This is a genomic window from Ralstonia sp. 110700041-2 (assembly GCF_056280165.1).
The window spans coordinates 62,561-87,614 of record NZ_JBSFAI010000013.1 but is presented as its reverse complement, the minus strand read 5'-3'; the positions used below and the strand labels follow the sequence as shown (position 1 = coordinate 87,614).

Sequence of the window (25,054 nt, the reverse complement as noted above, 5' to 3'; positions counted from 1 at the left end):
GATGACGATCCCGGTACCGGCACTTGAACTGCTTTCCGAACACGCCTGCTTTGGTGGCGTGCAGCGCTTCTATCGGCATGCCTCGACGGCGATCGGGCTGCCGATGCGCTTCTCGGTCTACCTGCCGCCCCAGGCGCTGGCAGGCACGAGCTGCCCCGCGCTGTTCTATCTGGCGGGCCTGACGTGCACGGAAGAGACGTTCGCCATCAAGGCCGGTGCGCAGCGCGTGGCAGCACGCGAGGGGCTCATCCTCATCGCGCCCGACACCAGCCCGCGCGACGCGAACGCCCCCGGCGAAACCGACAGCTGGGATTTCGGCATTGCCGCCGGCTTCTATCTGGACGCCACGCAGGCGCCATGGCGCGAGCACTACCGCATGGAAAGCTATATCGCCGACGAACTGCACCACATCGCGCGCGTGGTCTTTCCGGTGGCGGCCGGGCGCATTGGCATCTTTGGGCACTCGATGGGCGGCCACGGCGCGTTGACGCTGGCGCTACGCCATCGGGAACGCTTTGCTTCGGTGTCTGCGTTTGCGCCCATTGCGCATCCGTCTGTGTGCCCGTGGGGCATCAAGGCATTCACCGGGTATCTCGGGGACGATCGCACCGCCTGGGCAGCGCACGATGCCACGCAGTTGATGCGGCAGGCGTCGTGCCCCTTCCCGCGCGGCATCCTGATCGATCAGGGCGAGGCCGACAAATTCCTGGCAGAACAGTTGTACCCGGATGACTTCGCGGCCGCGTGCGCCGCAGCCGGGCAACCGCTGCAACTGCGCCGCCACCCCGGGTACGACCACGGCTACTACTTCATCGAGACCTTCATCGAAAACCACCTGCTGCACCACGCGGCACAACTGCGTTAGCAGCAGGTCAGTGCGGGGCTAGCGGCTGCCTCCGCCGGCACTGCCGCCCGCCGCCCCACCGGCGCCTGCGCCACCCGCACCGGCACCCGCACCGCCTGAACCGGCAGCACCGCCACCACCGCCACCCGGTCCGCCCATCGCCGCGCCGGCGCCAGGGGCGCCTACGCCCACTCCGCCCGAGCCGCCGCCGGTCGTACTGCCCGTTGAATCGTTGGCACTGCCGCCATAGCTGCCACTCGAACCCGAGCGCGTATTGCCAGAGCGCCCTTGCTTACCGGTGGCGTTGCGGTTGCGCGAAGTGTCCCGGCCGCTGTTGGCTGAACTGCCGTTGGCGGTGCTGTCGCCCATGCCACTTGCAGTTGCGTCGGTGCCGGCACCACCCGCCGCAGACATGCTGCCCCCCCCCGCCGTACTGTTGGATGGGGCGCCCCCCGTCTGGGCATACGCCGCCGCGGTGCCGCCGGCCAGCGCCAGTGCGACGACAAGAGAAGAGGCTCTGAGATACGTCATGAATTGCTCCTTTGAGGTTGAGGACGTGCCCCCTCCGCTGCAGCAAGGCCCGTTCCGCCGTCACGCCGCGCAGTATCGAGCGAACCGATTGGCTGGATATTTGCTTGAGACCGTGCGTCAACATGCGGCGGGCCGCACTCAGCTATACATTCAACTGTGTATGTACAATCGCCTGCCCGACTGTCGGTGCGCCGTCGCATGCCTGTCCAACGCTGCCACCGCGCCCTCAGCCCGACGATGGAGCCGTCAAACGTGAAATTTCCCTTCCCGCTGCCCCAGTCATGGCGTGCAGCGGGCGACACCCCCGACGCCAAGGCCGCCCCGGTCGCCCTGCCGCTGCCGGGCGATCCCGATGCCTGGATCGCGTGCGAGCACTGCGACACCCTCCATCGCCACGAAGTCATTGCGCTGGATGAAGAGGCGCACTGCACGCGCTGCGGCGTCAAGCTGTACCGCAACCAGAGCGAGCGGCTCTCGGTGCTGCTGCCGCTGGTGTTGACGGGCATCATCGTCTACGTCGTCGCGAACATCTTCCCGATTGCCGAGATGAACGGCGGCGGCAACCGGCACGCCACCACGCTGTGGGGCGCCATCGTGGCGCTGTACGACTACGACATGCTGTTCGCTGCCGTGCTGGTGGCGCTCACCACGGTGTTCTTCCCGCTGATGTACATGTCGGTGCTGGCGCCGCTGCTTATTGCGCGAGTGCGTGGGCGGCAGCATCCGGCCGCAGCGCTGGTGCTGCGCGCGGCAGCGCTGATCCGCCCGTGGGCAATGGTCGAGATCTTCATGCTGGGCGTGGTGGTGGCGCTCATCAAAGTGGCGCGCATGGTGTCGCTGGAAGCCGATGCGGGCCTGTGGGCGTTTGCCGCGCTCACCGTGTTCCTGACGGTGGCGTTGTCGATCGACCTGCGACCGTTCTGGCGCGAGATCGGCCTGACGCTGCCGCCGGGCTCGCACGTCGACGCGCCGACCGGCATGGACGCCGCGGCCCGCCCCGGCGAGGATCGCCCATGAAAAGCGCCACCACGCCTGCACCGGCGCAACCCGGTCAAGAGGGCCGCCCGCTGCGGGCCGCCGCACATGGCCTGGTGACATGCGAACGCTGCGGCCTGCTGGCGCGCATGCCCGACTCCAGGGCCGCCACGCAAGCGGTGCTCACGCGCGAATACGCGCCGGACGACACCGCCGCAGCGCCGGTCTGCCCGCGCTGCATGTCGCCCATGCACGTACGCAAGCCCGACAGCCTGGCGCGCTGCTGGGCGCTGCTGATTGCGGCCGCCGCCATGTACCTGCCCGCCAACCTGCTGCCCGTGATGATTACCGACACCCTGCTCGGCACACAGCAGGACACGATCATGAGCGGGATCGTCTACCTCTGGACGTCGGGGTCATGGCACCTGGCCATCATCGTGTTCATCGCAAGCTTTCTGGTGCCGCTGGCCAAGCTCGGCATCCTGGCGGTGCTGTGCCTTTCGGTGCAGCAACGCTGGCGCTGGAACCCGCGACTGCGCACGCGCCTGTATGCGCTGGTCGAAATCATCGGCCGTTGGTCGATGCTCGATGTATTTGTGGTGACGCTGCTCGCAGGCCTTGTGCATCTGTCGACGCTGGCCATCATCAAACCCGGCCCTGGTGTCGGCCCGTTTGCCGCCGTGGTGGTACTGACCATGTTCGCCGCCCGCTGTTTTGATCCCCGCCTGATCTGGGACGTCATCGACGAGCCCGATCCCGAAGAGACCGATGTATGACCGACCCCGTCGATAACGAAAACATTCCCGCGCCGCGCCGCATGAAGCGCAAGCGCTGGCTGCCCTCTCTGATCTGGCTGGTGCCGATCGTGGCGCTTACGGTGGGCGCCACGCTCATGGCGCGCGTGATCCTGGCGCGCGGCGCGCAAGTGACTGTCACGTTCAGCTCGGCCGAGGGCATTGAGGCAGGCAAGACGCGCGTGAAATACAAGAGCGTCGATATCGGCGTGGTCAAGGCAGTGGGGCTCACCGACGACCGCTCTGGCGCCGTGGTGCTGATCGAACTCACGCATGACGGCAAGGCGTTTGCCGCGTCCGACACGCGGTTCTGGGTGGTGCGCCCGCGCGTGGCGGCCGGCAGCATCTCGGGGCTCGGCACGCTGCTCTCCGGCGCATACATCGGCGTGGACGGCGGCAGCTCGCAGGAGAAGAAATCCACCTTCAAGGGCCTCGACACACCGCCGGCCATCTCCGCGGATGCGCCGGGCAAACAGTTCACGCTGCATGCGCCCGACCTGGGCTCGCTCGATATCGGCGCGCCGGTGTATTTCCGCCGCGTGCGTGTGGGCCAGGTCACCGCCTATGACATCGACACCGACGGCAAGGGCGTGACGTTGCACATCTTCGTCAACGCGCCGTTCGACAAGTTCGTGGCGCGCGGCACGCGGTTCTGGAACGCCAGCGGTATCGACCTCAAGCTCGACGCCAACGGGCTGAAGGTCGATACACAATCGCTGCTGACCGTGGCGCTCGGCGGCATCGCGTTCCAGACACCCGAAGAAGCCGATCACGAGCCGGCTGCCTCCGATGCGCAGTTCCAGCTCGTGCGCAACGAAACCGCGGCGCTGAAGGACCCGGAACACCTGTCGCAGACCGTGGTGATGTACTTCCACCGCTCGCTGCGCGGGCTCAACGTAGGCGCGCCGGTGGAGTTCAAGGGCATCAACGTGGGCGAGATCAAGTCGATCGGCATCCACTACAGCAAGAAGCGCCACGAGTTCGTGCTGCCGGTCACGGCCACGCTGTACCCCACCCGCTTCGGCATGGACATCCGCGACGACAACCCGCAGCACGCCGCCGAAGATGTCCGCACGCAGTTCGACGCGCTGGTGAAGAACGGCATGCGCGCGCAGCTGAAGAGCGCGAGCCTGCTGACGGGCCAGCAGTTCGTGAACCTCGACTTCATCGACACGGCCGAGCGCGAGAAGACCGCGCCGCGCTTCGGCATGCGCGATCGCGACGGTGCGTATGTGTTCCCGACTGCCGACAACCCGACGGACGATATCGAAGCGCAGATTGCCGGCATCGCCAAGAAGCTGAACAAGGTGCCGTTCGAGCAGATCGGACAGGACGTCCATCGCACGCTGACCACGCTCGATGCCACGCTCAAGCAGACCGAGCAACTGGCCAAGACCGTCAACAGCGACCTCGCCCCGCAGATGAAGGAAACGCTGGCCGAGGCGCGCCGCACGCTGGATTCTGCGCGCCAGGTCTTCTCCGACGATGCCCCGCTGCAACGCAACGCGCGCGACACGCTGGAACAGGTGGCCAAGGCCGCCGCGTCCGTGCGCGTGCTGACCGATTATCTGGACCGCCACCCGGAAGCGCTGATCCGCGGCAAGGCAAAGGACGCGCAATGATGCCGATGCAAACGACGATGCTGTCTTTTTCTCTTCGCGTGGCCGGCGGCGCTGCCTTGGCCTTGCTGGTTGGCGCGTGCGCCTCGCCCGAGCCGACCTTGCATACGCTGTCGGCGCGCCCTGAAGCAACCGACACCAGCCGCTTTCAGCGTGCATTCCGCCTCTCGGGCGTGCGGGTGCCCGATCGCCTGGACAAGCCGCAGATCGTGCTGCGTACGTCCGACAGCGAAGTGGTGGCGCTTGAGCAGCAACGTTGGGCCGCGCCGTTCGGTTCGGAACTGCGCGATGCGCTGTCTGCGAACCTGGCGACGACGCTGTCTGCCGTGGACGTGGGAAGTGCCGCAGCGCCTGCGGGCGTGCCGCTCTACCGCATCGGTGCCGAAATGCGCAGCTATGACGCGCGGCCCGGCCAAGGCGTGACGGCGCTGGTGACGTGGCGCGTATCGCGCGATGCGGCCGCCCAGAGCGCAAGCCCTGTCGCGCTCACCTGCCAGTCGACGCTAGCGCTGTCCGTGAATGGGCAACCTGCCGGCACGGATACAGACGCTGGCGTGAATGCGGTGGTGTCATCCACGCAACGCCTCGTGCAACAGTGGTCGCAACAGATTGCGCAGAGCGTGCAGGGTCTGGAAACACCCTCTGCTGTGCCGGCGTGGTGCCGGTAAGGCGATTCGTCAGCGCTCGGCCAGTTCCTGCGTGAGCCGGCCCAGCGTGGCAAGCGCAGCTTCCAGGTTGGCCGAAGGTGCCAGCCCGAAGCAGATGCGGAAGAAATGATCGAAGCGGTTCAGGTTCGAGAACATCGTGCCCGGCGCAATCCGGATGCCCTGTGCCAGCGCCGCATCGAACAGTTCCATCGACGACACGTTGGCTGGCAGCTCCACCCACATCGCCAACCCGCCTGACGGCACTGACAACCGCGTGCCTGCGGGGAAGCATCCCGCGATCGATTCAGCCATGCGCTCGCGCTGTTCGCGCAACGTCTGGCGCAGCGTACGCAGGTGACGGTCGTACGCACCCGAGGCGATAAAACGCCCCGCCAGCACCTGCGACCAAGAATCGTTCGGCCGCGATTGCGCAAACTTCAGCATCTGTACGCGCCCCTGCCAGCGGCCGGCCGCCATCCAGCCCAGGCGCAGGCCGGGTGCCAACACCTTGCTCAACGACGCGCAGTAGATGACGTTGCCCGTGCGGTCCCATGCCTTGAGCGCCTTGAGCGGCGTGGGGCTGTCGCCGAGCGCGCTGTAGGTATCGTCTTCAATAAGCGCGATGCGGTTGGCATCGCAAAAGGCCGCCATCCGGCGCTTGGCGGCGTCGGGCATGATGCTGCCGAGCGGATTCTGCAGATTGGGCACCACCACCACGGCGCGAATGTTGCCGTAGGCCTGCACCGCCATCTCCAGCGCTTCCAGCGACATGCCGGTGCGCGGGCTGGTAGGAATTTCCACCGCGCGCATGCCGAGGCTTTCCAGCACCTGCAGCAGCCCGTAGTAGGTCGGCGATTCCACCGCCACCGTATCGCCCGGCTGGGCCACCGCGCGCAATGCCAGGTTGACCGCCTCGATACAGCCGTGGGTGACGATGACGTCGTCCGGCGCGACCTGCACGCCCATGTCGAGCGCGCGGCGCGCCACGGCAGTCTGCAATTCAGGATGGCCGTTCGGGATGACGGCCTGTGTCAGCAGCAGCGGATACCGCCGCAGCACCTGCGACGCAATCCGGTTGAGCGCCGCTGCCGGATACAACGCGGCCGCCCCGCTCGCGCCGGATAGATCGACATGCACTGTGGCTTGCTGCCCGCGCGCCACGATGGCCGACACGCGCGCATGCACGCCCACGTAGGCCGCCGGATCCGGCGTCGACACCTCGGGTTCCTTCACCGGCGCGAGCAGCGCCCGGCGCGGCTGGCGCACAAAGTAACCCGAGCGTTCACGCGCTTCGAGCCAGCCTTCCGCCTCCAGATGCCGGCATACCTGCAGCGCAGTCGACAGACTGACGGCGTGCGTGCGCATCAGCATGCGTACCGACGGCATGCGCTCCCCCGGCGCCAACAGCCCACTGCGGATCGCGCCGAGGTAATGATCGGCAAGCGTCCGGTACAGCGGCTGCGCGGGCGGGGGAGTCAACTCGGTGACGGACATGGCGGCAAGGAGCGGCGGGCGGCAGCAAGCGGCAAGGAGAGGTGTCCAGCACATCATGCCGGCAAGACCGTGACCGCAACAGATACAGACGACGTCAAACTGTACCGCAACAGATTGTCAAAAGAGCACGCCTGTTGCGCCGCACATTGCCAGTTCTGTGTCTGTTGCGCATTGAGCCGCGTGCCTACGCTGGAGCCATGTTCAGGAGGTCGACATGACTACAGCGGCACCCACACCGGACCCCGAATGGCTGGCGCTTGGCGCTGGCCAGACGGGCCTGCACTGGCTGGCGGCCGGAACCACACTCGTGGCATTGGAAGGGAGCTTGCACCTCGAACCGCCATCGCGGGGCACGACCGAGCACTACGCGCTGGGCGCGGGCCACGCGCATGTGGTGGAAATGTCCGGATGGTGGCACCTGCACGCCGATACGCGCAGTGGGGCACACCTGGGCGTGGTCGCGCCGGCGCTTCGCACGCAGCGACCCGCATGGCCGGCGATGTGGCGCTGGGTGGCAAACTGGGCTCAGCCGCGCGGGACATTGCGCGGCTGAAGAAAGGTGCGAACGCTGTCAGCCCCGCTCCCCTGGCTTACGCGGCGGCACGCTGGGGCGCTTCCCGTCGTCCGAGCGAATCGACGCGTTCTCGAAGTCGCCCGGGTCTTCCTCGCCGACGCCGCTTTCGCTGGGGATGGCCGGCACGACGGGCCTGATGGCGTCACCCGAAGGCGCCTCGGCTTGGTCGTCGCCACGAGGTTTCCTGGTGGCGCTCATGGCTGTTTCCGGCTGTTCTGGTGCTGCCCCAGACGCTGCTGGTTTTGTGGCAATTGCCCCTCTTGCGCGGCAGCACGGCCGTCCTCCGCGGGGGCCCGCATCGGGCGTTTCGCCGATTGGTCGGTGCCGTGCTGCATTGAAGTGCGCTCCTTGGCAACCCCGCGCCCTTGCTGCGCTTGCGCGTTGTGCTCGCCCTTCTTGCTTTCGCTCTTTCGTTGCCCCGCTTTTTCTCCCGCCTGTGCAGCGGGCTTGTGCGGTTGCTGTGCGTGTTGCTTCATCGTCAGCCTCCTGGTTTCGGTTACGGACGGCCCGTCCGCGCCGAATGGGTCGCAACGAGCGTGCCGCCAAAACAATGCGCTGGCGTACGCGGCCTGCGCCGCACGCAGGTATCTGCCTTGCTGCATTGGCTGTGTCGCGCCTTGGCGCACAAGCACGCATGGAGAATCCACATGGCAACGAGCAACCTGTATCGCACCGGCGAAGCACCCGCACAAACCGGCAAGGGCCACGGCACCGATGCCCTGGGGCCCTCCGACAGTTCGGACTCGGGCAGCGACGTGGTCGGCGGGCCGGGCCTGGGCAGTGACGTTGAAGACCGCTTTGACGACGATCCCGCGGTCCATCCGCACGGCAACGCCGCCAACCGCACAGCCGGCGCGGACCTTGGCGACGTCAACCTCGACAGCGACACCGATTCCACCGGTACCGGCGAGCGCCGCGCCGCTGGGCACGAACCCGTCATACGCGAAGGCGGCGACCTGATGCCCGACGCCATACGCGACGTGCATGACCCCGAAGTCGACACCCCCATCGACGACGAGAACTTCGAACACGCCACAGGCCTGGCCGGTGAAAACGATGACGCAGATGCCCCCGACGCGCCGATCGACCCGCAACCCGGCAGCCGCGACGTGCCGGTGCAATCGCCCACGGGCGGCGGCACGGATTGGTCCGACAACATGCGCCGCAGCCGCCCGACGTACAAGGGCAAGCGCGTGCCGGGCCAGCATCGCAGTTGAGTTGGCCGATGAATGCGGGCCGCCCTGCACGCGAACGCGGTCCGGTCTAGACTGGCGGCGGACCAGCTCTTCGCGGATACGCGCGCACGCTGGCCCGCCGCGCCCACGTTTGGGTGAACCACACGCGCCTGCCCAATGACCCCTCTACGCTTTTCTGCCCGTACTGCTGCAGTTGTCGCCCTTGTGACTGCTGTCCTTCCACTCGCCGCATCCGCACAAAATACCGCCGCGCCCACGCGTGTGCGGGCCACCATCAATGCGGTCCACAGCACGGCTGTCGACGTGACCGACACCTCCGGCAACAAGGCTACCGTGACGCTGCCGGTGGACCTCAACGTCACGCAAGTTGCGCCGATCGAGCCGTCGGCCATTCGCGCGGGCAGCTATATCGGCACGGCCGCCGTCAAGGAACCGGACGGCACGCTGCGCGCGCTGGAAGTGCACGTGTTTCCGGAAGCCATGCGCGGCACCGGAGACGGCCACCGCCCATACGACCTGGGGCCGAACAGCAGCATGACCAACGGCACGGTCGAACAGGCAGGCGCCGTCACCGGCGCGCAGGGCCGCACGCTGTCGGTCAAATACAAGGATGGGGAGCAGCGCATCGTGGTGCCGCCGCAGGTGCCGATCGTCACCTTCGAGCCGGGTCGGCGCGATGACCTGAAAGCCGGTGCGCACGTCGTCATGTTCGTGCGCGCTGATGCGCAGGGCACGCTGGTTGCACAACGGGTGCTGGTCGGCAAGGACGGGATGGTCCCGCCGATGTGATGACGATGTAATGGATGCAACATCGGGCCAGCGACATGTGCTGGCCCGATTTGCTTAGAACGGCTTGCTGACCGACAACAGGAACGTACGGCGCGGTGCAAACTGCGGCGCCCCCACGCCGATGCCCGTGCCGTCGCGCAACTGGTAGCTGCGGTCGAAGATGTTCAGCACGGTCAGGCGCGTCTTGAACTTGCCCAGCGTCGGCAGGTTGAAGTCGCGGGCGGCGCCCACGTTCATCTGCCAGTAGGCCGGCAGGTGGTCGGTGTTGACAAAGCCGTTACGCAAGCCCGTTCCGAACAGCACATCGCTCGTATACGTCGTGCCGGAATACCGGTACGACACGCCAGCCGACGCGGTCAGGCGCTGGTCGTGATCGAGGTTGACCCAATGGCTGTTGATATAGGCCAGCTCGTTGGCACCAAAGTTGAACTGGCCGGTCTCGATGCCCTTGCCCTGCGCGCGCGACACGGCCAGATTCAGGTATGCCCCGAAGTTGCCGTTGCGATAGTTCGCACTGCCTTCCAGCCCGTAGATCCGGCCACGCTCGTAATTGAACGCCGAGTACAGCAGCGCGTTGCCGAACTGCCCTTCGTCCTGCAGATGGCGCACGTCGCGGTAATACGCATCCAGACCCAGCGTCAGATGCGGCGTGAGCTGGTGCGAAATCCCCAGATCAAAGTAGTTCGAACGCTCCGACTTGACGGCCGTGTTGGCGTCCGACGGCAGCGCGTTGGTCGTGCCTGCAAAGGCCTGCACCGACGTGGTGTCGAACTTCTCCGTGGGCGGCGGCGTGAAGTAGCGCGCGTAGCCGGCATGCACGCGGGTACGCGGCGTCAGGTCGTACGTCAGGCCAAGGCGCGGGCTCAGTTGCTGCTCGCTGACGATGGTGTTGACGCGGTCGTAGCGCGCGCCGTAGTTGACGGTGAGCTTGTCGGTGGGCTTCCACTCATCCTGCAGGTAGACGCCCAGGGTCGTGCCGCTGCCGCTGTGGTTGTCGACGATGGTGAACGGCGTGGTGCTGGTCTGCGCACCGGAGTCGTCGGCGGCAAACACGCTGGCGGTGTTGTTGGCCACGTAGCGCTCGCGCTGAACGAACACACCGGCACGCAGCGTGTGCTTGTCGGTCAGCTTGTAGCTCGCATCGCCCTGCACGCCGTAAGCCTCGTTGCGGCGGGTAATGTCGGCGGCCACGCCGTTGTAGACGAGATCACCGATCGGATCGGGCATGTAATCGATGCGGCTGACACGGCGGAAGACCGACACCTGGTAGTCGAGCTTGGGCGACACCTTCTGCTGATACGTCAGAATCTGGAAGTCGGTCTTCTCACGCTGATTGGCGTTGAGGGCTTCCGACGCCGGCGGCACCGCGCCATCGAGCGTGAATTTCGGCGTCAGGCCCGGTCGCGTCGGAATCTGGAAACGGCCGTTCGATGTGCCGAACATGAAGCTCACGCGGCTGTCGTTGTCGAGCAGGTACGACAGCATGCCGAACGACTTGTTTTGCGTGGTGTGGTCGTGCGTGGCGTTGCGGTTGCCGGTGGGGTTTTCAATGCCGAGGTTGTTCTCGGCAAACACGCCCGACAGGTAATAGCTGAAGCGGTCTTTCGTGCCCTGGATCTGCGCATTGACCTCGTGCGTGGCATTGCTGCCGAGCACCGTGCCGATCTCGCCGCCAAAGGCCTTCGGCTCGCCATCCTCATCGGTCGATGCGCCTTTGGTGGTGATGTCGACGATGCCGGCGGTGCGGTAACCGTACTGCGCGGGCAGTGCGCCGGTCAACACGTTGATCTGGTTGGCGAAGCGTGTATCGAGCATCTGCCCGAAACCGCTGATCGGCTCAGGCACGATCACGCCATTGATGCGGTACTGCAGGTTGGAGTGGTCCCCGCGCACGTGCAGTTGACCGTACGAATCCTGCACCACGCCCGGCGCCTGCAGCAGCACTTGGTTGAGCGGCGTGGCATCGCCCAGCGGCAGGCGGGCGATGTCATCGGTGTCGAACTTGTAGACGGAGCTGCCGGTGTCCGGCGACAGCGCATTGCGTGCGGCGTCCAAGCGCTTGGCCGTGACGCGGGTTTCGCTGAGGTCGCGCACGTTGGTGGCGGGTGCCGTCGTGGTGGGCGTGGAAGGAGCGGCGGCCGGCGGCGTGGCCTCCTGAGCCAGGGCGGAAACCGAGGCGACGGACGGCAGGACGGCGGCAAGCGCCATCACCAGCTTGCTGGGCTGGAACGGAATCATGAAAGACCTTTGAATCGAGCGGATGCGTTAAACAGCGGCCCGCGCATGGGTCAACACAACGCGCGCGCCGACGGGCAGGGCAGGAATCAAAGGCGGAATGGAGGATCGCGCGAACACACGGCCACCGGAAAGACCGGCGCGCCCGCATGAAAGCCGATGCGCGGAAAGTGCCAGCGCCGCGTATGCGCCAGGCGCAGCGCCACCAGCATCGGCAAGGCAGCCGCCAGCGCAGCATAGGCAGCGCACTGCAAGCACGCGGCGTGCTCCTGCGCGGGCTGGCTGCGCTCGGCGCTGGCCGGCTTGGCCGTGGCGGCGGCGTTGAACTCGACGCCGGCCGCTTCGCCGAATTCACTCCAATGCGAGAGCGCATGCCGCAGCGCGCCCTGCTGACCAAACAGCAGGAACACGGCCAGCAGGCAAGCCAGCCAACGCGGATGGAGGAAGGAGGAGCGGAAGGAACGCAAGGTCGGGCGCAGGTGCCGGCGCACAATGTCACCCGACATTGTGCGCCCCAATGCAACTAAGTTGCGAATTCTGACACCAGCCGCCTGATTCAGCAATCCGTCAGGTGGAGGGGCAGAACAACCCCCGACCGTAGCGCCCTTGTATTACAAGCGCGTGTGCGCAAAACCCGGCATGAGACCCGTCGGCACGCCCAGGCTCGGCACCGGCACGCGCTTCCAGTTGGAGCGCGTCTTGCGGGCGGCCTCGGCGCGTTGCGCGGGGGCGCCCACCTCGGTGGCATCGTGCAGGCTGGCCAGCCAGGCGCCATAGTCGAACCAGCCGTCGCGCACGAGTTGCTCGCCCACGCAATTGGCAAAGCGGTCGGACTTGGGCAGGAAGCACAACTCGAAGCCTTCGGCCTCGCGGCGCCCATGCATCCAGCGATGCGGCACCTGGTGGCTGGCCAGCGCTTCCGACAAACGCGTGCCGTAACGCTGCTGCCCTTGCCGCCGCGCGCCGATCACATAGAAGCCGTCGAGCAACCGACGCAGCCCCAGCGCAGACCGCGCGTGACGCACTTCGGCATCGATCAGCAGTTCACGATTCTGCGTTCGCGCCTGCAACGCCAGGGCGGCGAAATGGTGCGCGCCCCACTCGTTCATGTAGAACAGCTCGCCGCCGGCAAAGTCGTAGGCACGGAACACGTTGGCCTGATCGGCGTAGCGGAAGACATGGCGCCGGTTGGCGGCAAAGTCGGCGTCCGTGCTGTGCGGAATGCGACGGCAATGCTGATGCGCAAACACCAGCATGCTCGGGAACGAATGCACCGAGCACGGCGACTGCGCCAGCCCCGTCACCGCGCGGATATCGATCTTGCGATGCTCGCGGCGCACGCCCACAAGCTGAGCCAGGTGGTGGTGCAGCTCGTCCACCCATTCGGCATGCGCAAGATGCTTGGGAAACAGTTGATGCGCGGGTTCGGCAAGGCCGCCCTCGAACAGGAACGGCACGCTCTTGTGCCAGATATCGAGTTTCCAGTGCGACAGCGCATCGCTAGGCGTGCGATGGTGTGCAACCGATTGCGTGACATTGAAGGCGCGCGACTGGACAACCCAGTTCGACGCCGCATGCAGCAGATTGGAAACGTTCATGTCACCCCCCGGAAGACTGAATCGTTTGTTTGCGGATTGCCGACGTCGCCCTGAATGTGTGGCGATTGTTCAGCAATGTAAAAACCAACGACTCAAACGTACCCCACTTTAGAGGGGTACGCCATGAAGTTTGTTGAAGTCCGTGTTAAGAAAAATACACATAAGTCGTAGGGGCTTGCCAGGCGCGCGACATGCTGGAAGACAGGCATCCGCAGATCAGGAGACCGCGATGCCCACCCAGCCACGCCGTTCCGAAACCGATACGACACAGCCCGCAAGCCCCAAAGCGCAGCCCGAGCCGGCCAAGCACAAGCCGGGCGAGCCGCTGGTACCACGCGACACCCGCCCGAATCCAGCGGAGCAGAAAGAGCCTCCCGTGGAAGACTTCTGACGCCGTGAGCCGACGCCTCAGACCAGGCACATGTCGGAGACTTCCTCGTCCGACAAACCCCAGGTGGTGGCGTCTTCCACGGTGACGATCGAATCGTCGGACTTGCCCAAACTGATGCGCTCGGGGCGCACGCGCGTCTTGGTGTTGCCCGAATAGAAAACGACCACATCCGGCTTGAGCGCAGACGCGTCGTTCTGGTGGACTACCACACCCAGCCGGTTAGTGCGCAGTTTGACCAGCGTGCCCACCGGGTAAATGCCCACGCTGCGCGTGAAGGCCTGGAACACGGTCCGGTCGAACTGCGTGTCTGTGCGCGCCATCATGTATTTCAGCGCCTGCGCGGGAGACCACGCATGGTGGTACGGGCTGCTCGACGTGAGCGTGTCGTACACATCGCAAATGGCGCCCATCTTGGCCCACAGGCTGATGCCGTCGGCCTTCTGGGCGTCGGGATAGCCGCTGCCGTCAATGCGCTCATGGTGGTGCAGGCAGATCTCGCGCGCAATCTCGCTGAACTGGCCTGTACCCTGCAGCAGGTGATGGCCGCCCACGGCGTGCGTCTGCAGCAGCGCCAGCTCGTCCTTGGTGAGCGCGGTGCTCTTGTCGAGCAGCGTGCGCGGCATGGCGGATTTGCCGATGTCGTGCACCAGCCCGCCCAGCCCGCATTCGCGAATCTCGTCTTCAGGCAGCCCCAGCGTCTTGGCCAGCGCCACCATCAACGCACACACGGCAAACGAATGCAGGTAGGTGTAGTCGTCCTTGTTCTTCAGCCGCGCCAGCGCAATCAGCGCGTAGGAGTTGCGTGCCAGCGAGTTCGACACGTCATCCACCAGCAGCAGCGCCTTTTCGGTTTCCAGCGCACGGCCCATGCGCGCTTCGGCAAACATGTGGCCAAGCGTCGCCTTGCCGCTTTGCATCAGCTGCTGGGCGTGCTTCCACTCTTCCTTGAGCGACGTCGGCGTAAGCGGCGGCCGCGCGGCCAGGGTTTCGCGCGTGAGCGGCTCGGGCGCGGGTGCCGGGGCCGGAGCCGGGGCGGGCATCAGCGTCTCCGACATGACGTCTTCGCCGCGCTCGGGGTCGATCCAGATCTCGGTGATACCCGCGCGGCGGATGTCGTCGATCTGACCCTGGTGGGACAACTGGAATTGCGCACGCCAGAACGGATGCTTGAGCCAGGACCCGCCCAGCTTCATCACAAACATGCCGACACGCAATTGGCTCGCATCGATTCGCTTCATACCCTGCCTACCTCGGCTCGAAGTCCGGTTTTTTGATTGAATTAGGGGAGCGGCGTGCCAGCCGACACTGGCTCGTGTTTCGCAGTCTAGGCGTTTTACGTTGGTGGATGCTCTGGTCCATCAGCGCGCCAAACCGCGCTTGGCTTATCGGCAAGCCTGCGCAAAACTTGAGGCGAATGTGGATTGGGCGACTTGCGGCACACCCCAGCCTTGGCAAGCAAACGGCGGAACAGTGGCTGTGGCGGCGGTCGAATCAAACAGGTGATGCGTCAAGACCCTCGCCTGTCGGGCTGGCGGCCCGGCGTGGGAGGGGTACACTAGCCTTCAAGGATTCGCATCCGATATGACTCAAGATCGCACCTCTCAACGCAAGCAGCAGAACGACGATGACTTCGCGCTCACCCGCGACGCCATCCGGTGGCTCGCGTCGCTGCCCGACCCGGTGCGGCCGATCGAACTCGGCCGGAAGTTTCCGCGCATCATCAACACGATTGCCGTCAAGTGGGCCGATTTCATTGGCTGCCGGCGCTATCTGAACAGCCTGCAGATTGACGAGCGCGGTGGCCGCCAGGGATTTCCGTTCGAGATCGTCCAGGAAATCTGCGCGCTGCGCGAGTACTTCGATTCGCTGTATCCGCCGGACAAGGACCTCTGGCAGAAGGCCATCGACGCGAACAAGCGCTGAAGCGTTCGCGGCTCGCAGTTCGCACCAAAGCAAAGCGGCCCACCTTCGGGCCGCTTGCCATTTGTACGCGCCGGCTTGCAGATCAGGAAACAGAATCCGGCCCCGAGGCCAGCTTGTTGAGCAGCGCCAGCAGCGTGTATCGCTCGTCGGTCGAAAGATGCGCGGTCACGCGGGCATCGTGCGCGGTGACGGCCCGGGTGATGTCGTCGAGGGTAGTCGCGCCCTTGGCGGTCAGCACGAGCCGGAACGCGCGCTTGTCCTTGGGCGAGGGCTGGCGCTCGACCATGCCCATGTCTTCCAGCGTATCGACCAGCAGCACCGCACCGGAGCGTGCCACGCCCAGGATGTTGGCCAGCTCGGTCAGCTTGAGGTTCGGGTTGTGCGCGATCACGGTCATGGCCGAGAAGCGCGGCGGCGTGATGTGCCACGTCTGCAGGGAGCGCACGAAATCTTCGTAGATGTGCAGCTGCGCGCGGCGCACGGCATAGCCGACCAGCCCATCGAGCGCGCCATACTCCACGTCTGCCAGATGCGGGTTGAAATGCCCCGAAGGGGCCACGGCGGGATACAGGTCGTCGGCTTTGGGCGTGCGCGGCATGGCGGTGTTGATGGTGAAGGACCCCTCGATTATCGTCGGCGATGCGCCCGCCGGCCATGCGGGCGCATACACGTCAGTTCAGCAATTTCCACTTGCCGTGGTCGATGGTCAGCAGCACACGGCCACGTGCGTCAAAGCCGAAGTGATCCGTGGCCGTGTAGTTGAGCACCCCGTGCGAAACGACAATGTCGTGCTCCGATTCCAGCGCGTTCTTCAGCGCCTGGCGGAACTCAGACGTGCCGGGCTTGGCCTTCTTGAGCGCCACCGGCACGATGCGCTGGAGCACCTGCAGCGCATCCCACGTGTGGGCGCCGAACTGCGTGCGCGTGTCGGGGCCGTTGGCCTTCTCATACCGCGTCACGTATTCAAGCGCCGTCTTTTTGCTCGGGTGGCTGTCGGGCAATTGCTCCGCCACGATCACCGGGCCTGCCGGCAGGATGGCTCCATCGACCGCCTTGCCGCCGATGCGGATCAGGTCTTTCGTCGCCGCGCCGTGCGTCTGGTAGATCGGCCCCGCATAACCCCGATCGCGCAACGCGGTGTGCGGCAGCGCAGCGCCCGTGCCCGCGCCGGCCACCAGGATCGCATCCGGCTTGATGCTGACCAGCTTGGCGACCTGCCCCGTCACGCTGGTATCCGCGCGGGCATAGCGTTCCACGTCGACGATCTTGATGCCGCGCGGCGTGGCGGCGGCGGTGAAGTCCTTCAGCCAGCTTTCGCCGTACGCATCGGCAAAGCCGATGAAGCCGACGTTCTTGACGCCGGACGCCTCCATGCGCGTGGCAATCGCCTCGGCCATCAGCGAGATCGGCTGCGCAAGCCGGTAGGTCCAATCGCCCTTGCCCGGTTTCAGCTCGACCGGCGCCAACGCCAGTTGCGGCGTGTGCGATTCAGTGGCGACTTCGGCAATCGCAATCGACGGTGCCACCGCCGATGAGCCAACGATGATGTCGACGTGGTCTTCCGTCACGAGCTTGCGCGCCAGGCGCGTGCCGGTGCTCGGGTCGGAGGCGTCATCCACCACCACGAGGCGCAGCTTTTCCCCGCCGATGGTGTCCGGATAGAACGCCAGCGAGTTCTTCTGCGTGATGCCGAGCGACGCCGACGGACCTGTGGTCGACAGGCTCACACCAACGACGATTTCGGCATGGGCTGCGGTGGCAAGCAACAGCGCAGCGGCGGCGCAGAGGGTGCGGCGGATGGTCATGGGGTCCCCTTTTCTCTTCTGGCGTGTGAATGCGTTACGGGTTTTTCAGGCGCGGCGGGGCATGGGCAGCTGATCGCGCAGCGATTGCGGATCGAAGCCGGCCAGCTTTTTATAGCGCATCGCAATCCCTTCCAGCTCGGAGCGCGGGATCACGTCGTCGATGCGCGCAAAGCCTTGGGGTGCGCGTTCATGCGCGAGTTGCATGACCTGCTCCGGGCCATTGAGGCGATTGCGCAGCACGATGCCGGCCGTGCGCGGCAGGCGGTCGGCCTCGTACTCACGCAGCGCCACGCCAGTGTCGCGCGTGGCGAGCAGGCAATCGACCAACGCGCGTGCATCGAGAATCGCCTGCGCGCTACCGTTCGAGCCGATCGGATACATCGGGTGCGCCGCATCGCCCAGCAGCGTGACGCGACCGAAGGTCCAGCGTGGCAACGGGTCTTTGTCGACGAGCGGGAATTCGTACACGGCTTGCGCACCGTCGATCAAGGCCGGGATGTCGATCCAATCCCATTTCCAGTCGGCGAAGGCGCTGCGGAAGATCGCGCGATCGACCTCGCGGTTCCAGTCGCTGCGTGGCGGCGCCTCGTCGGGCACGCGCAGTTCGGCAATCCAGTTGATGCGTGAGCGGCCCTGCTGGCGCAGTGGTTCCGAGATCGGATAGGCAACGAACTTCTGGTCCTGGTGGCCCGCCATGAACATGGTGCGGCCATCGAGATACGGCGCTGCGTCGGTGACGGCGCGCCACAGCATGCGGCCCGCAAAACGTGGGGCATCGCCCGTCGGGTAAAAGTGCCGGCGCACGGCAGAGTGGATGCCATCCGCGCCGATCAGCACGTCTGCCGAGGATTCAACCACGGTGTCGTTGGCGCGATCGCGCAGGGTGAAGCGCACGGGGCCGCCCTTCTCACCCGTCGATTGGACCGCCTCGAAGCTGTGACCAAGACGGATGCAACCAGCACCGAGCCGCTCAATCACGGCATCGGCCAGGGTCATCTGGAATTCGCCGCGATGGATGGAGAACTGCGGCCAGTCGTACCCGGCGGCCAGCCCGCGCGGCTCGTGCCAGATCGGCTGGCCGAAACGGTTGTAGTAAGCCAGCGCGGATGTGCGAATCGCCAGCGCACTCAGCGTGTCTTCCAGCCCCAGTTCGCACAACTGGCGCGCGGCGTGCGGCAGCAGGTTGATGCCAACGCCCAGCGGCCGCAGCGTCTGCACAGCCTCCCACACTTCGACCTCGAAACCTTGGCGCTCGGCCATCAACGCGAGCGTCAGGCCGCCGATGCCCGCCCCGATGACGGCGATCTTCATGGCTGTCTCCCTGAAATTTGTTGCAGTCTATAACGAATATCAACGGCAGCCAGCCGGAGGCATATCAGGGCAAATACTTAGATGAAGACAGCTGAATGCGGCGTGTTGGCCGCTTGACGCTCTGTGAGATATCACAATACCATCACTCGACTTTTACTAGATTCAAGGCCGCCCCATGTCGCGTCCCATCAAGCTGGTTTCAGGCGCCGCCAAACCCGCGCCCGCACCGTTTGCCGTTGAGCCGGCAGCCCATGCGCCCAAGGGCGCCGCCATGCGTGAACTCGCCTACAACGAGATCAAGCGCCGCATCATGGCGTGCGAATTCCGCCCCGGCGAGCCGCTCAACGAAGCACAGCTCGGCGCGCTTCTCGGGCTGGGCCGCACGCCCATCCACCAGGCGCTGCATCGTCTGGAGGTGGAAGGGCTGGTGCAGATCCTGCCGCGCAAGGGCGTGCTGGTGACGCCGCTGTCGCTCAACGACGTGCTCGACATGATCGAGGTGCGCGCCACCAACGAGATCCTGTGCGTAACGCTGGCCGCCGAGCGTGCCCACCCGGCCGATTTCGAGGCCATGCGCGCCATCGTCGAAGCATCGCCCGCGCTGATCGAGCACCGGGACATTGCCGCGCTGGCCGCGCTGGACCTCAAGTTCCATCTCGCCATTTCCGCTGCCTCGCGCAACCGCGTGCTGGCCGAACTGCTGCGCGGCCTGCACGAGAAGCAGGCGCGCTTCTGGTTCCTCTCGCTTTCAGAGCCGCAACACCTGCAGAACGTGTACGACGAGCACCTTGCCGTGCTCGATGCGCTGGAGCGCCGCGATGTGCCCGCAGCGCGCGAAGCCATTCGCGAGCACATCGACGAGTTCCGCCGCACGATCATCCGCACGCTCTGACCCCGATTCCCCCCGTTTGTTGTTCCCGCCTCTTCCGGATTCCGCATGACCACGCTGCACCTGAACCTGATCGGCCACGGCCCCATCGACGTGACCGTGGACCACCTTGTCATTGCCGGCTGGACCGGCCGCGATGCCGAAGCCGTCGAACACCACATTGCCGAGCTTGAAGCGATTGGCGTGGCGCGTCCGGCGCGCGTGCCGTGCTTCTACCGCGTGTCGGCCTCGCTGCTGACGACCGACGCCACCGTGGAGATTCCCGGCGCCGATTCGTCCGGCGAAGCGGAGTTCGTGCTGTATTCCACGCCGATGGGCCTGCTGGTCGGCATCGGCTCGGACCACACCGACCGCAAGGTCGAAGCCTATGGCGTGACGGTGTCCAAGCAGATGTGCGCCAAGCCCGTGAGCCGCGACGTGTGGCGCTTCGAAGCGCTGGCCGACCATTGGGACAGCCTGCAGATGAAGACCTGGCGCACCCGCGACGGCCAGACCGCGCTGTACCAGGAAGGCGGCGTCACCCGCATGCTCGACCCGCGCGACCTCATCCGCCGCTACACCGGCAACGACACGCTCCAGGTGGGCACCGCCATGTTCTGCGGCACGCAGCCCATCATCGGCGAACTCGGTTTTGGCGAGGCCTTCGACATGGCCCTGATCGACCCCGTGTCGGGCACCGAGCTGCGCCATCGCTATGCTGTCGACACGCTGCCTGTTGAAGGCTGAAGCGCCCCACCTCACGGAGACCACCGCATGATGACGCCCCGCCCGAACATGATCCGCGCGCTGGCCGCTGAACTGGCAGCCGGTCGCACCACCAGCATCGCGCTGACCGAAGCCGCACTGGAGCGCGCCGAATCGCACCGCGCCGCGGGCGGTGCCGCCTATGTGAGCATTGACGTGCAGGCCGCGCTGGCGATGGCGCGCGCCGCCGATGCCGCGCGTGCGGCGGGCAACGTGCCCTCGCTGCTGGCCGGGCTGCCGGTGTCGATCAAGGATCTGTTTGACGTGGCCGGCCAGGTGACGGCTGCGGGTTCGCGCGCCCTGGCCGACCAGCCGCGCGCCACCACCGATGCCGCCGCCGTGGCACGCCTGCGCGCAGCCGGCGCCGTGCTGCTCGGCCGCACCAACATGAGCGAATTTGCGTTCTCGGGTCTGGGCCTGAACCCGCATTACGGCACACCGCGCACGCCGGCGGATGGCGCGCGCGCGGCGGGCGGCTCCACCTCGGGCGGCGCCGTCACCGTTGCGGGCGGCATGGCCGTGGCGGCACTGGGTACCGACACCGGCGGCTCGATCCGCATTCCGTCGGCGTTCTGCAATCTGACGGGTTTCAAGCCCACCGCCCGCCGCGTGCCGATGACGGGCGGCGTGCCGTTGTCCACGTCGCTCGATTCCGGCGGCCCGCTCGCCAACTCGGTCGACTGCTGCGCGATCGTCGACGCCGTGTTGAGCGGCGAGTCCGGCAACGACGCATTCGACACCACCGCCGTGCCGCTGGCCGGATTGCGTTTCGGTATCACGCAGGACTTTGTCGGCGCGGACCTCGACAACACGGTCGCCGTTGCATTCGAACGCGCTGTTGAACGGCTGGAGCGTGCCGGCGCGCACATCGTGCGTTTCGAATTTCCCGAATTGCTGCAACTGCCGGAGATCAACAGCGGCGGCGGCTTCTCGGCAGCGGAATCCTGGGCATGGCATCGCTCGCTGCTCGCGCGTGCCGAAGTCCAGTACGACCCGCGCGTGGCCACGCGCATCCGCCGTGGCGAACAGATGAGCGCGGCCGCATACATCGACGTGATCAACGCACGCGCACGCATGATTGCCGCCGCACGCAAGCGCCTGGGCAACTTCGATGCATGGCTGATGCCGACGGTTGCCATCGTGCCGCCCGAGGTCGCTCCGCTCGAGGTCGATGACGCGCAGTTCTTCCGCATCAATGCGCTCACGCTGCGCAATCCGAGCGTGATCAATTTCCTGGACGGCTGCGCGCTGACGCTGCCGGTACACGTTGCCGGCGAACTGCCGGTCGGCCTGTCGCTCTGCGGTCTCGCCAACGACGACGCGCGCATCCTGCGCGTCGGCCGGGCGGTGGAGGCTGCCCTGCGTTGATCGACTAGCCAGAACATTCTCCGCCTGCGTCCGGGCCACGCAGGCGGTTCCCCAAGCCAAGCCAAAAAGGCGCGCTGCAGACGCGCCAGGCCCAACTCATGCCTGCGTTTCGGACAACAAGGCAGCACAACGAAACGCCGGCGCCCGCACACGCTATTGGAGGAAACCATGTCGCAAACCCAAGCCCTTCCGGCCAACCCAACAGACCCGACCAGCCAGTCCATCCCCAGCACCGAGCTGGATGTCACCTACCGGCGCATTGCGTATCGGCTGGTGCCGTTCCTGGTGGTGCTGTTCATCCTCGCGTGGATCGACCGCGTCAATGTCGGCTTTGCCAAGCTGTCGATGCTGCAGGATCTGCAGTTCAGCGAAGCGGTGTACGGCCTGGGCGCGGGCATCTTCTTCATCGGCTACTTTCTGTTTGAGGTGCCGAGCAACCTGCTGCTGGAAAAGATCGGCGCACGCAAGACGCTGGCACGCATCACCATCCTGTGGGGCCTGGCCTCGATGGCGATGATCTACGTGAAGACGCCGACCTCGTTCTACGTGATGCGCTTTCTGCTGGGCATCTTTGAAGCCGGCTTCTTCCCCGGCGTGGTGCTGTACCTGACGTACTGGTTTCCCTCCGCACACCGCGCGCGCATCAACGGCCTGTTCATGACTTCGTTTGCGATTGCGGGCGTGGTGGGCGGCCCAGTTGCGGGTTTCATCATGAGCCGCATGGAAGGCGTGGGCCACCTCGCCAACTGGCAATGGCTGTTCCTGCTCGAAGGCATTCCTTCCGTGCTGGCCGGCTTTGCCGTGCTTGCATGGCTGCCCGAAACGCCTCGCCAGGCCAAGTGGCTTTCCGCTGCCGAGCAAGACGCCGTCGTCCGCGCCGTTGAAGCGGAGAACCGCGACCCCGCCAAGCACGCCTCGTTTGGTGCGGCACTCGCCAACGCCCGCGTGTGGGTCTGTGCAGCCATCTACTTCTGCGTGGTCAGCGGCAACGCCACCATCGCGTTCTGGACGCCGTCGATCATCAAGGAGCTGGGCGTGCAGGGCAATTTCCAGATCGGGCTGATCTCGGCCATTCCGTTCATCGCCGGCACGATTGCGATGGTGTGGAACGGCGCGCATTCCGACCGCACGGGCGAACGCCGCATGCACTGCGCCATCGCCGCCCTCATCGCCAGCGCCGGCCTGGTGGCGACAGGCGCTACGCTGGGCTCGCCGTTTCTGGCGCTGGTCTCGCTGACGGTCGCCGCCATCGGCATCCTCGCCGCGTTCCCGGTGTTCTGGTCGATCCCGGCCGTGTTCCTTGCCGGCACCGCAGCCGCAGGCGGCATCGCCCTCATCAACTCCATCGGCAACCTCGCCGGCTTCGTCGCGCCGTACATGATCGGCTGGCTGAAGACCAGCACCGGCCACCTCTCCGCCGGCCTCTACTTCGTAGCCGCGCTGGAGCTGGGCGCCGCCGTGCTGGTCATCCTAGGCACGCGCAAACACTAAGCACGCAGACGAACCATCGCGGCGCCAACTCCCGCGCCGCGATGGTTTGGCCGTTGACGTTCCTGCCCTAGATGGCGCCTTGAATTTCTGTAAGCGGGCGGAAAAAAGACGGGGAACTGTCTGAGCGCAGCGAGTTTGCCTCCTTCTCCGCCCGGTTACAGAAATTCAAGGAGTGGTTCGCCATCTCGGGCGCGCCTTTCTTTGCTGACCTTTCTTTGGCAAGACAAAGAAAGTAAGTCGGCCCCGGCAGGGGACGAAACAAGGGACGCACCAGTAACAGCAAAAACCAACGCGCGAGGTTCCAAAGCCCACCCCCGGCGTTACGGACCTCAACCGGCCACCTTGTAGCCCATCCGGAACCCACCCCAGTGACGGCCCCTGACGTAAATCGGCGCCGACACATCCTTCATCATCGCGAACGTCCCATTCCCCATATCGCGACGATAGGTCTGCAACAGGAACGCCTCGGTATTGCGCGCCGCCCCCAGCCCCGTGCGATCGGTGAACAGCCGGCGGTTGCGGCTGTTGGCCGCATTCAAGACCGGATCACTCCCCTGCGGCTGCGAGAACTTCAGGTTGTGCGTCGGAAGGTAGCCGTTGGTGTCGACCGCCGCACAAAACACCACGCGCGGATCCAACTGGAGCAACGGCTCCTGTACCGCAGGCAACACACGGTCCGTGAACGTCGTAAACCGCGTCATATGCTGCGGCGGGTCGGTATTCGGCACAGGCGCATAGGTGCGGTCGAACAAATCGCCCTCATTGATATCGCCGCGCGCCAGCGCCGATTCAAACAATGCGCTGATCTTGCCGGCGGCGGTCTGCACCGCTTCGGTGAACGGCGTATCGGCACTCTGCACACCCGTTGAGGCCGTCAACCGGATCAGCGTTTCCGACGCCCCCAGCAACCCCGAAAGCTGCCGTTGCGCGTTGTCGATGTTGTGGCTCGATTGCTTCACACCCTCAGCCATCGCCTCCACCTCACGCGCGAGCGACGCGCATTCGTCTTCGATGGCCGCAGTGGATTCCGCAATGCTGGTCGCCTCGACGTCGAAGCGCGCAATGGCCTCGCCCGCCACGCCAATCACCGCGCCAATGGCCTGCGTGCCGGCATCCACACGCTGGGCGCGCGCAACGTTTGCACTGCTGTCGCCGATCAGCTTGTCGGTCTGGCCAGACAAATCCGCCAAGGTGGTTTCGATACGCTGCGTCGCTTCGGCGGTCTGCCCGGCAAGCTGCTTCACCGCACCCGCAACCACTGCAAAGCTACGGCCCGATTCCCCCGCGCGCGCCGCTTCAATGGCGGCGTTGATTGCCAGCAGATTGGTCTGCCTGGCAATCTGCGAAATCTGCTCGGACGCCTGCGCCACCTGGATCAGCGCTTCACGCAGTGCAGCAATCTGCTGTTCCATGCTCGCCACACCAACGGCCAGCTCGCGAATGTCGCGCAGCGATGCATCGACCGTTTCGCGCGAGCCGCTCACCTCTTCGCTGGCATGCGATGCGACTTTGCGCGCGTGCTGCGCCGCTACGGCGATATCGTGATTGCCGCGCATGGTGACATCGGCCGCGTTGCGCAACTGATCGAACACGTCGGCCTGCCGGCGCAGGCGCACGGCCACGTCTTCCACGTTGCCGGAGACCTCGCAGATGCCCATGCCAACGCGGCCGGCCTCTTCCGCAATACGGGCAACAAGGTCGGGAGAAGCTTTCGGGCCGCGGCCCCAGGCGAATGGCTTCACGTGCGGTTGTCTCCAATTGTCGTTGTTGTGTGCGCCCTCGCGCTGATGGCGAAGCGGCCCTCTAAGGGGGTATCGGCACGTGCGAAGCGCGCTT

26 protein-coding genes are annotated in these 25,054 nt (G+C 65.8%); 14 read left to right on the top strand and 12 right to left on the bottom strand.

Features of this window, described 5'->3' with window-relative positions; all coding sequences use genetic code 11:
- The first annotated feature begins 1 nt into the window (after nucleotide 1).
- Nucleotides 2-865 (top strand): S-formylglutathione hydrolase, encoded by an 864-nt coding sequence (fghA, locus tag ACUXH0_RS18990; protein WP_182594504.1) that lies wholly within the window; start codon nucleotides 2-4, stop codon nucleotides 863-865.
- A gap of 18 nt (nucleotides 866-883) precedes the next feature.
- On the opposite strand, the gene ACUXH0_RS18985 is transcribed toward fghA, so the two are convergent.
- Nucleotides 884-1,375 (bottom strand): hypothetical protein, encoded by a 492-nt coding sequence (locus ACUXH0_RS18985; protein ID WP_012434973.1) that lies wholly within the window; start codon nucleotides 1,373-1,375, stop codon nucleotides 884-886.
- 237 nt (nucleotides 1,376-1,612) lie between these two features.
- Here ACUXH0_RS18985 and ACUXH0_RS18980 point away from each other — a divergent pair, with 237 nt between their 5' ends.
- Genes ACUXH0_RS18980 through ACUXH0_RS18965 form a run of 4 tightly spaced genes read left to right on the top strand, consistent with a single transcriptional unit; the run spans nucleotide 1,613 to nucleotide 5,431 of the window.
- Nucleotides 1,613-2,392 carry a paraquat-inducible protein A gene (locus tag ACUXH0_RS18980; RefSeq protein WP_037043940.1) on the top strand — a complete coding sequence of 260 codons (780 nt, stop codon included), beginning with the start codon at nucleotides 1,613-1,615 and terminating at the stop codon, nucleotides 2,390-2,392.
- A complete protein-coding gene (locus tag ACUXH0_RS18975; RefSeq protein ID WP_182594503.1) occupies nucleotides 2,389-3,126 on the top strand; it encodes a paraquat-inducible protein A in 738 nt (245 codons plus the stop codon). Before ACUXH0_RS18980 ends, ACUXH0_RS18975 begins: the two co-directional genes overlap by 4 nt.
- Nucleotides 3,123-4,766, top strand: a complete 1,644-nt coding sequence (locus ACUXH0_RS18970; RefSeq protein WP_182594502.1) for a PqiB family protein — start codon at nucleotides 3,123-3,125, stop codon at nucleotides 4,764-4,766. The genes ACUXH0_RS18975 and ACUXH0_RS18970 overlap by 4 nt, the downstream gene beginning before the upstream one ends.
- Entirely contained in the window at nucleotides 4,763-5,431 is a 669-nt protein-coding gene (locus ACUXH0_RS18965; RefSeq protein WP_182594501.1) for a PqiC family protein, read from the top strand. The genes ACUXH0_RS18970 and ACUXH0_RS18965 overlap by 4 nt, the downstream gene beginning before the upstream one ends.
- Nucleotides 5,432-5,440: 9 nt before the next feature.
- On the opposite strand, the gene ACUXH0_RS18960 is transcribed toward ACUXH0_RS18965, so the two are convergent.
- On the bottom strand, nucleotides 5,441-6,904 hold the full coding sequence (locus ACUXH0_RS18960) for an aminotransferase-like domain-containing protein (RefSeq protein WP_182594500.1): 1,464 nt from the start codon (nucleotides 6,902-6,904) through the stop codon (nucleotides 5,441-5,443).
- Between the two features lie 214 nt (nucleotides 6,905-7,118).
- Here ACUXH0_RS18960 and ACUXH0_RS18955 point away from each other — a divergent pair, with 214 nt between their 5' ends.
- Nucleotides 7,119-7,457, top strand: coding sequence for a hypothetical protein (locus tag ACUXH0_RS18955; RefSeq protein WP_182594499.1), 339 nt, complete (start codon nucleotides 7,119-7,121; stop codon nucleotides 7,455-7,457).
- Nucleotides 7,458-7,475: 18 nt separating this feature from the next.
- Here the strand turns inward: ACUXH0_RS18955 and ACUXH0_RS18950 are convergent, their stop codons facing one another.
- Complete coding sequence (locus tag ACUXH0_RS18950) at nucleotides 7,476-7,676, bottom strand: hypothetical protein (protein WP_012434967.1); 201 nt, start codon at nucleotides 7,674-7,676, stop codon at nucleotides 7,476-7,478.
- The gene (locus ACUXH0_RS18945; RefSeq protein WP_182594553.1) at nucleotides 7,673-7,954 is read right to left on the bottom strand and encodes a hypothetical protein; all 282 of its coding nucleotides are present in this window, start codon (nucleotides 7,952-7,954) and stop codon (nucleotides 7,673-7,675) included. Before ACUXH0_RS18945 ends, ACUXH0_RS18950 begins: the two co-directional genes overlap by 4 nt.
- 171 nt (nucleotides 7,955-8,125) lie before the next feature.
- Here ACUXH0_RS18945 and ACUXH0_RS18940 point away from each other — a divergent pair, with 171 nt between their 5' ends.
- Nucleotides 8,126-8,695, top strand: a complete 570-nt coding sequence (locus ACUXH0_RS18940) for a hypothetical protein (protein WP_182594498.1) — start codon at nucleotides 8,126-8,128, stop codon at nucleotides 8,693-8,695.
- A gap of 135 nt (nucleotides 8,696-8,830) precedes the next feature.
- A complete protein-coding gene (locus ACUXH0_RS18935; protein WP_182594497.1) occupies nucleotides 8,831-9,463 on the top strand; it encodes a hypothetical protein in 633 nt (210 codons plus the stop codon).
- 54 nt (nucleotides 9,464-9,517) lie between these two features.
- On the opposite strand, the gene ACUXH0_RS18930 is transcribed toward ACUXH0_RS18935, so the two are convergent.
- From ACUXH0_RS18930 to ACUXH0_RS18920, 3 genes are all read right to left on the bottom strand, one after another.
- Nucleotides 9,518-11,701: a TonB-dependent receptor gene (locus tag ACUXH0_RS18930; RefSeq protein WP_012434964.1), complete on the bottom strand. Its 2,184-nt coding sequence runs from the start codon at nucleotides 11,699-11,701 to the stop codon at nucleotides 9,518-9,520.
- Nucleotides 11,702-11,787: 86 nt separating this feature from the next.
- A complete protein-coding gene (locus ACUXH0_RS18925) occupies nucleotides 11,788-12,204 on the bottom strand; it encodes a hypothetical protein (protein WP_012434963.1) in 417 nt (138 codons plus the stop codon).
- Between the two features lie 105 nt (nucleotides 12,205-12,309).
- Nucleotides 12,310-13,296, bottom strand: a complete 987-nt coding sequence (locus tag ACUXH0_RS18920) for a DUF6685 family protein (protein ID WP_004629853.1) — start codon at nucleotides 13,294-13,296, stop codon at nucleotides 12,310-12,312.
- Nucleotides 13,297-13,525: 229 nt separating this feature from the next.
- Here ACUXH0_RS18920 and ACUXH0_RS18915 point away from each other — a divergent pair, with 229 nt between their 5' ends.
- On the top strand, nucleotides 13,526-13,687 hold the full coding sequence (locus ACUXH0_RS18915) for a hypothetical protein (protein WP_004629855.1): 162 nt from the start codon (nucleotides 13,526-13,528) through the stop codon (nucleotides 13,685-13,687).
- A 17-nt stretch (nucleotides 13,688-13,704) separates the two neighbouring features.
- Here the strand turns inward: ACUXH0_RS18915 and ACUXH0_RS18910 are convergent, their stop codons facing one another.
- A complete protein-coding gene (locus ACUXH0_RS18910) occupies nucleotides 13,705-14,925 on the bottom strand; it encodes an HD-GYP domain-containing protein (RefSeq protein ID WP_004629858.1) in 1,221 nt (406 codons plus the stop codon).
- A 343-nt stretch (nucleotides 14,926-15,268) separates the two neighbouring features.
- On the opposite strand from ACUXH0_RS18910, the gene ACUXH0_RS18905 reads away from it, so the two are divergent.
- Nucleotides 15,269-15,610: a hypothetical protein gene (locus ACUXH0_RS18905; protein ID WP_182594496.1), complete on the top strand. Its 342-nt coding sequence runs from the start codon at nucleotides 15,269-15,271 to the stop codon at nucleotides 15,608-15,610.
- 82 nt (nucleotides 15,611-15,692) lie between these two features.
- Here the strand turns inward: ACUXH0_RS18905 and ACUXH0_RS18900 are convergent, their stop codons facing one another.
- The 3 genes from ACUXH0_RS18900 to ACUXH0_RS18890 all read right to left on the bottom strand — a co-directional run bounded on the left by ACUXH0_RS18900 (nucleotide 15,693) and on the right by ACUXH0_RS18890 (nucleotide 18,726).
- Nucleotides 15,693-16,208 (bottom strand): MarR family winged helix-turn-helix transcriptional regulator, encoded by a 516-nt coding sequence (locus ACUXH0_RS18900; protein WP_182594495.1) that lies wholly within the window; start codon nucleotides 16,206-16,208, stop codon nucleotides 15,693-15,695.
- A gap of 73 nt (nucleotides 16,209-16,281) precedes the next feature.
- Nucleotides 16,282-17,415: an ABC transporter substrate-binding protein gene (locus ACUXH0_RS18895; RefSeq protein ID WP_012434958.1), complete on the bottom strand. Its 1,134-nt coding sequence runs from the start codon at nucleotides 17,413-17,415 to the stop codon at nucleotides 16,282-16,284.
- A gap of 45 nt (nucleotides 17,416-17,460) precedes the next feature.
- Nucleotides 17,461-18,726 (bottom strand): flavin-dependent oxidoreductase, encoded by a 1,266-nt coding sequence (locus ACUXH0_RS18890; RefSeq protein WP_024973471.1) that lies wholly within the window; start codon nucleotides 18,724-18,726, stop codon nucleotides 17,461-17,463.
- 175 nt (nucleotides 18,727-18,901) lie between these two features.
- On the opposite strand from ACUXH0_RS18890, the gene ACUXH0_RS18885 reads away from it, so the two are divergent.
- The 4 genes from ACUXH0_RS18885 to ACUXH0_RS18870 all read left to right on the top strand — a co-directional run bounded on the left by ACUXH0_RS18885 (nucleotide 18,902) and on the right by ACUXH0_RS18870 (nucleotide 23,218).
- Entirely contained in the window at nucleotides 18,902-19,618 is a 717-nt protein-coding gene (locus tag ACUXH0_RS18885; RefSeq protein WP_004629868.1) for a GntR family transcriptional regulator, read from the top strand.
- Between the two features lie 45 nt (nucleotides 19,619-19,663).
- Complete coding sequence (locus tag ACUXH0_RS18880) at nucleotides 19,664-20,341, top strand: DUF2848 domain-containing protein (protein WP_004629871.1); 678 nt, start codon at nucleotides 19,664-19,666, stop codon at nucleotides 20,339-20,341.
- Nucleotides 20,342-20,368: 27 nt separating this feature from the next.
- A complete protein-coding gene (locus ACUXH0_RS18875) occupies nucleotides 20,369-21,727 on the top strand; it encodes an amidase (protein WP_004629874.1) in 1,359 nt (452 codons plus the stop codon).
- 168 nt (nucleotides 21,728-21,895) lie between these two features.
- Nucleotides 21,896-23,218, top strand: coding sequence for an MFS transporter (locus tag ACUXH0_RS18870; RefSeq protein WP_012434956.1), 1,323 nt, complete (start codon nucleotides 21,896-21,898; stop codon nucleotides 23,216-23,218).
- Nucleotides 23,219-23,547: 329 nt separating this feature from the next.
- Here the strand turns inward: ACUXH0_RS18870 and ACUXH0_RS18865 are convergent, their stop codons facing one another.
- A complete protein-coding gene (locus ACUXH0_RS18865) occupies nucleotides 23,548-24,960 on the bottom strand; it encodes a methyl-accepting chemotaxis protein (protein WP_182594494.1) in 1,413 nt (470 codons plus the stop codon).
- Nucleotides 24,961-25,054: the final 94 nt, after the last annotated feature.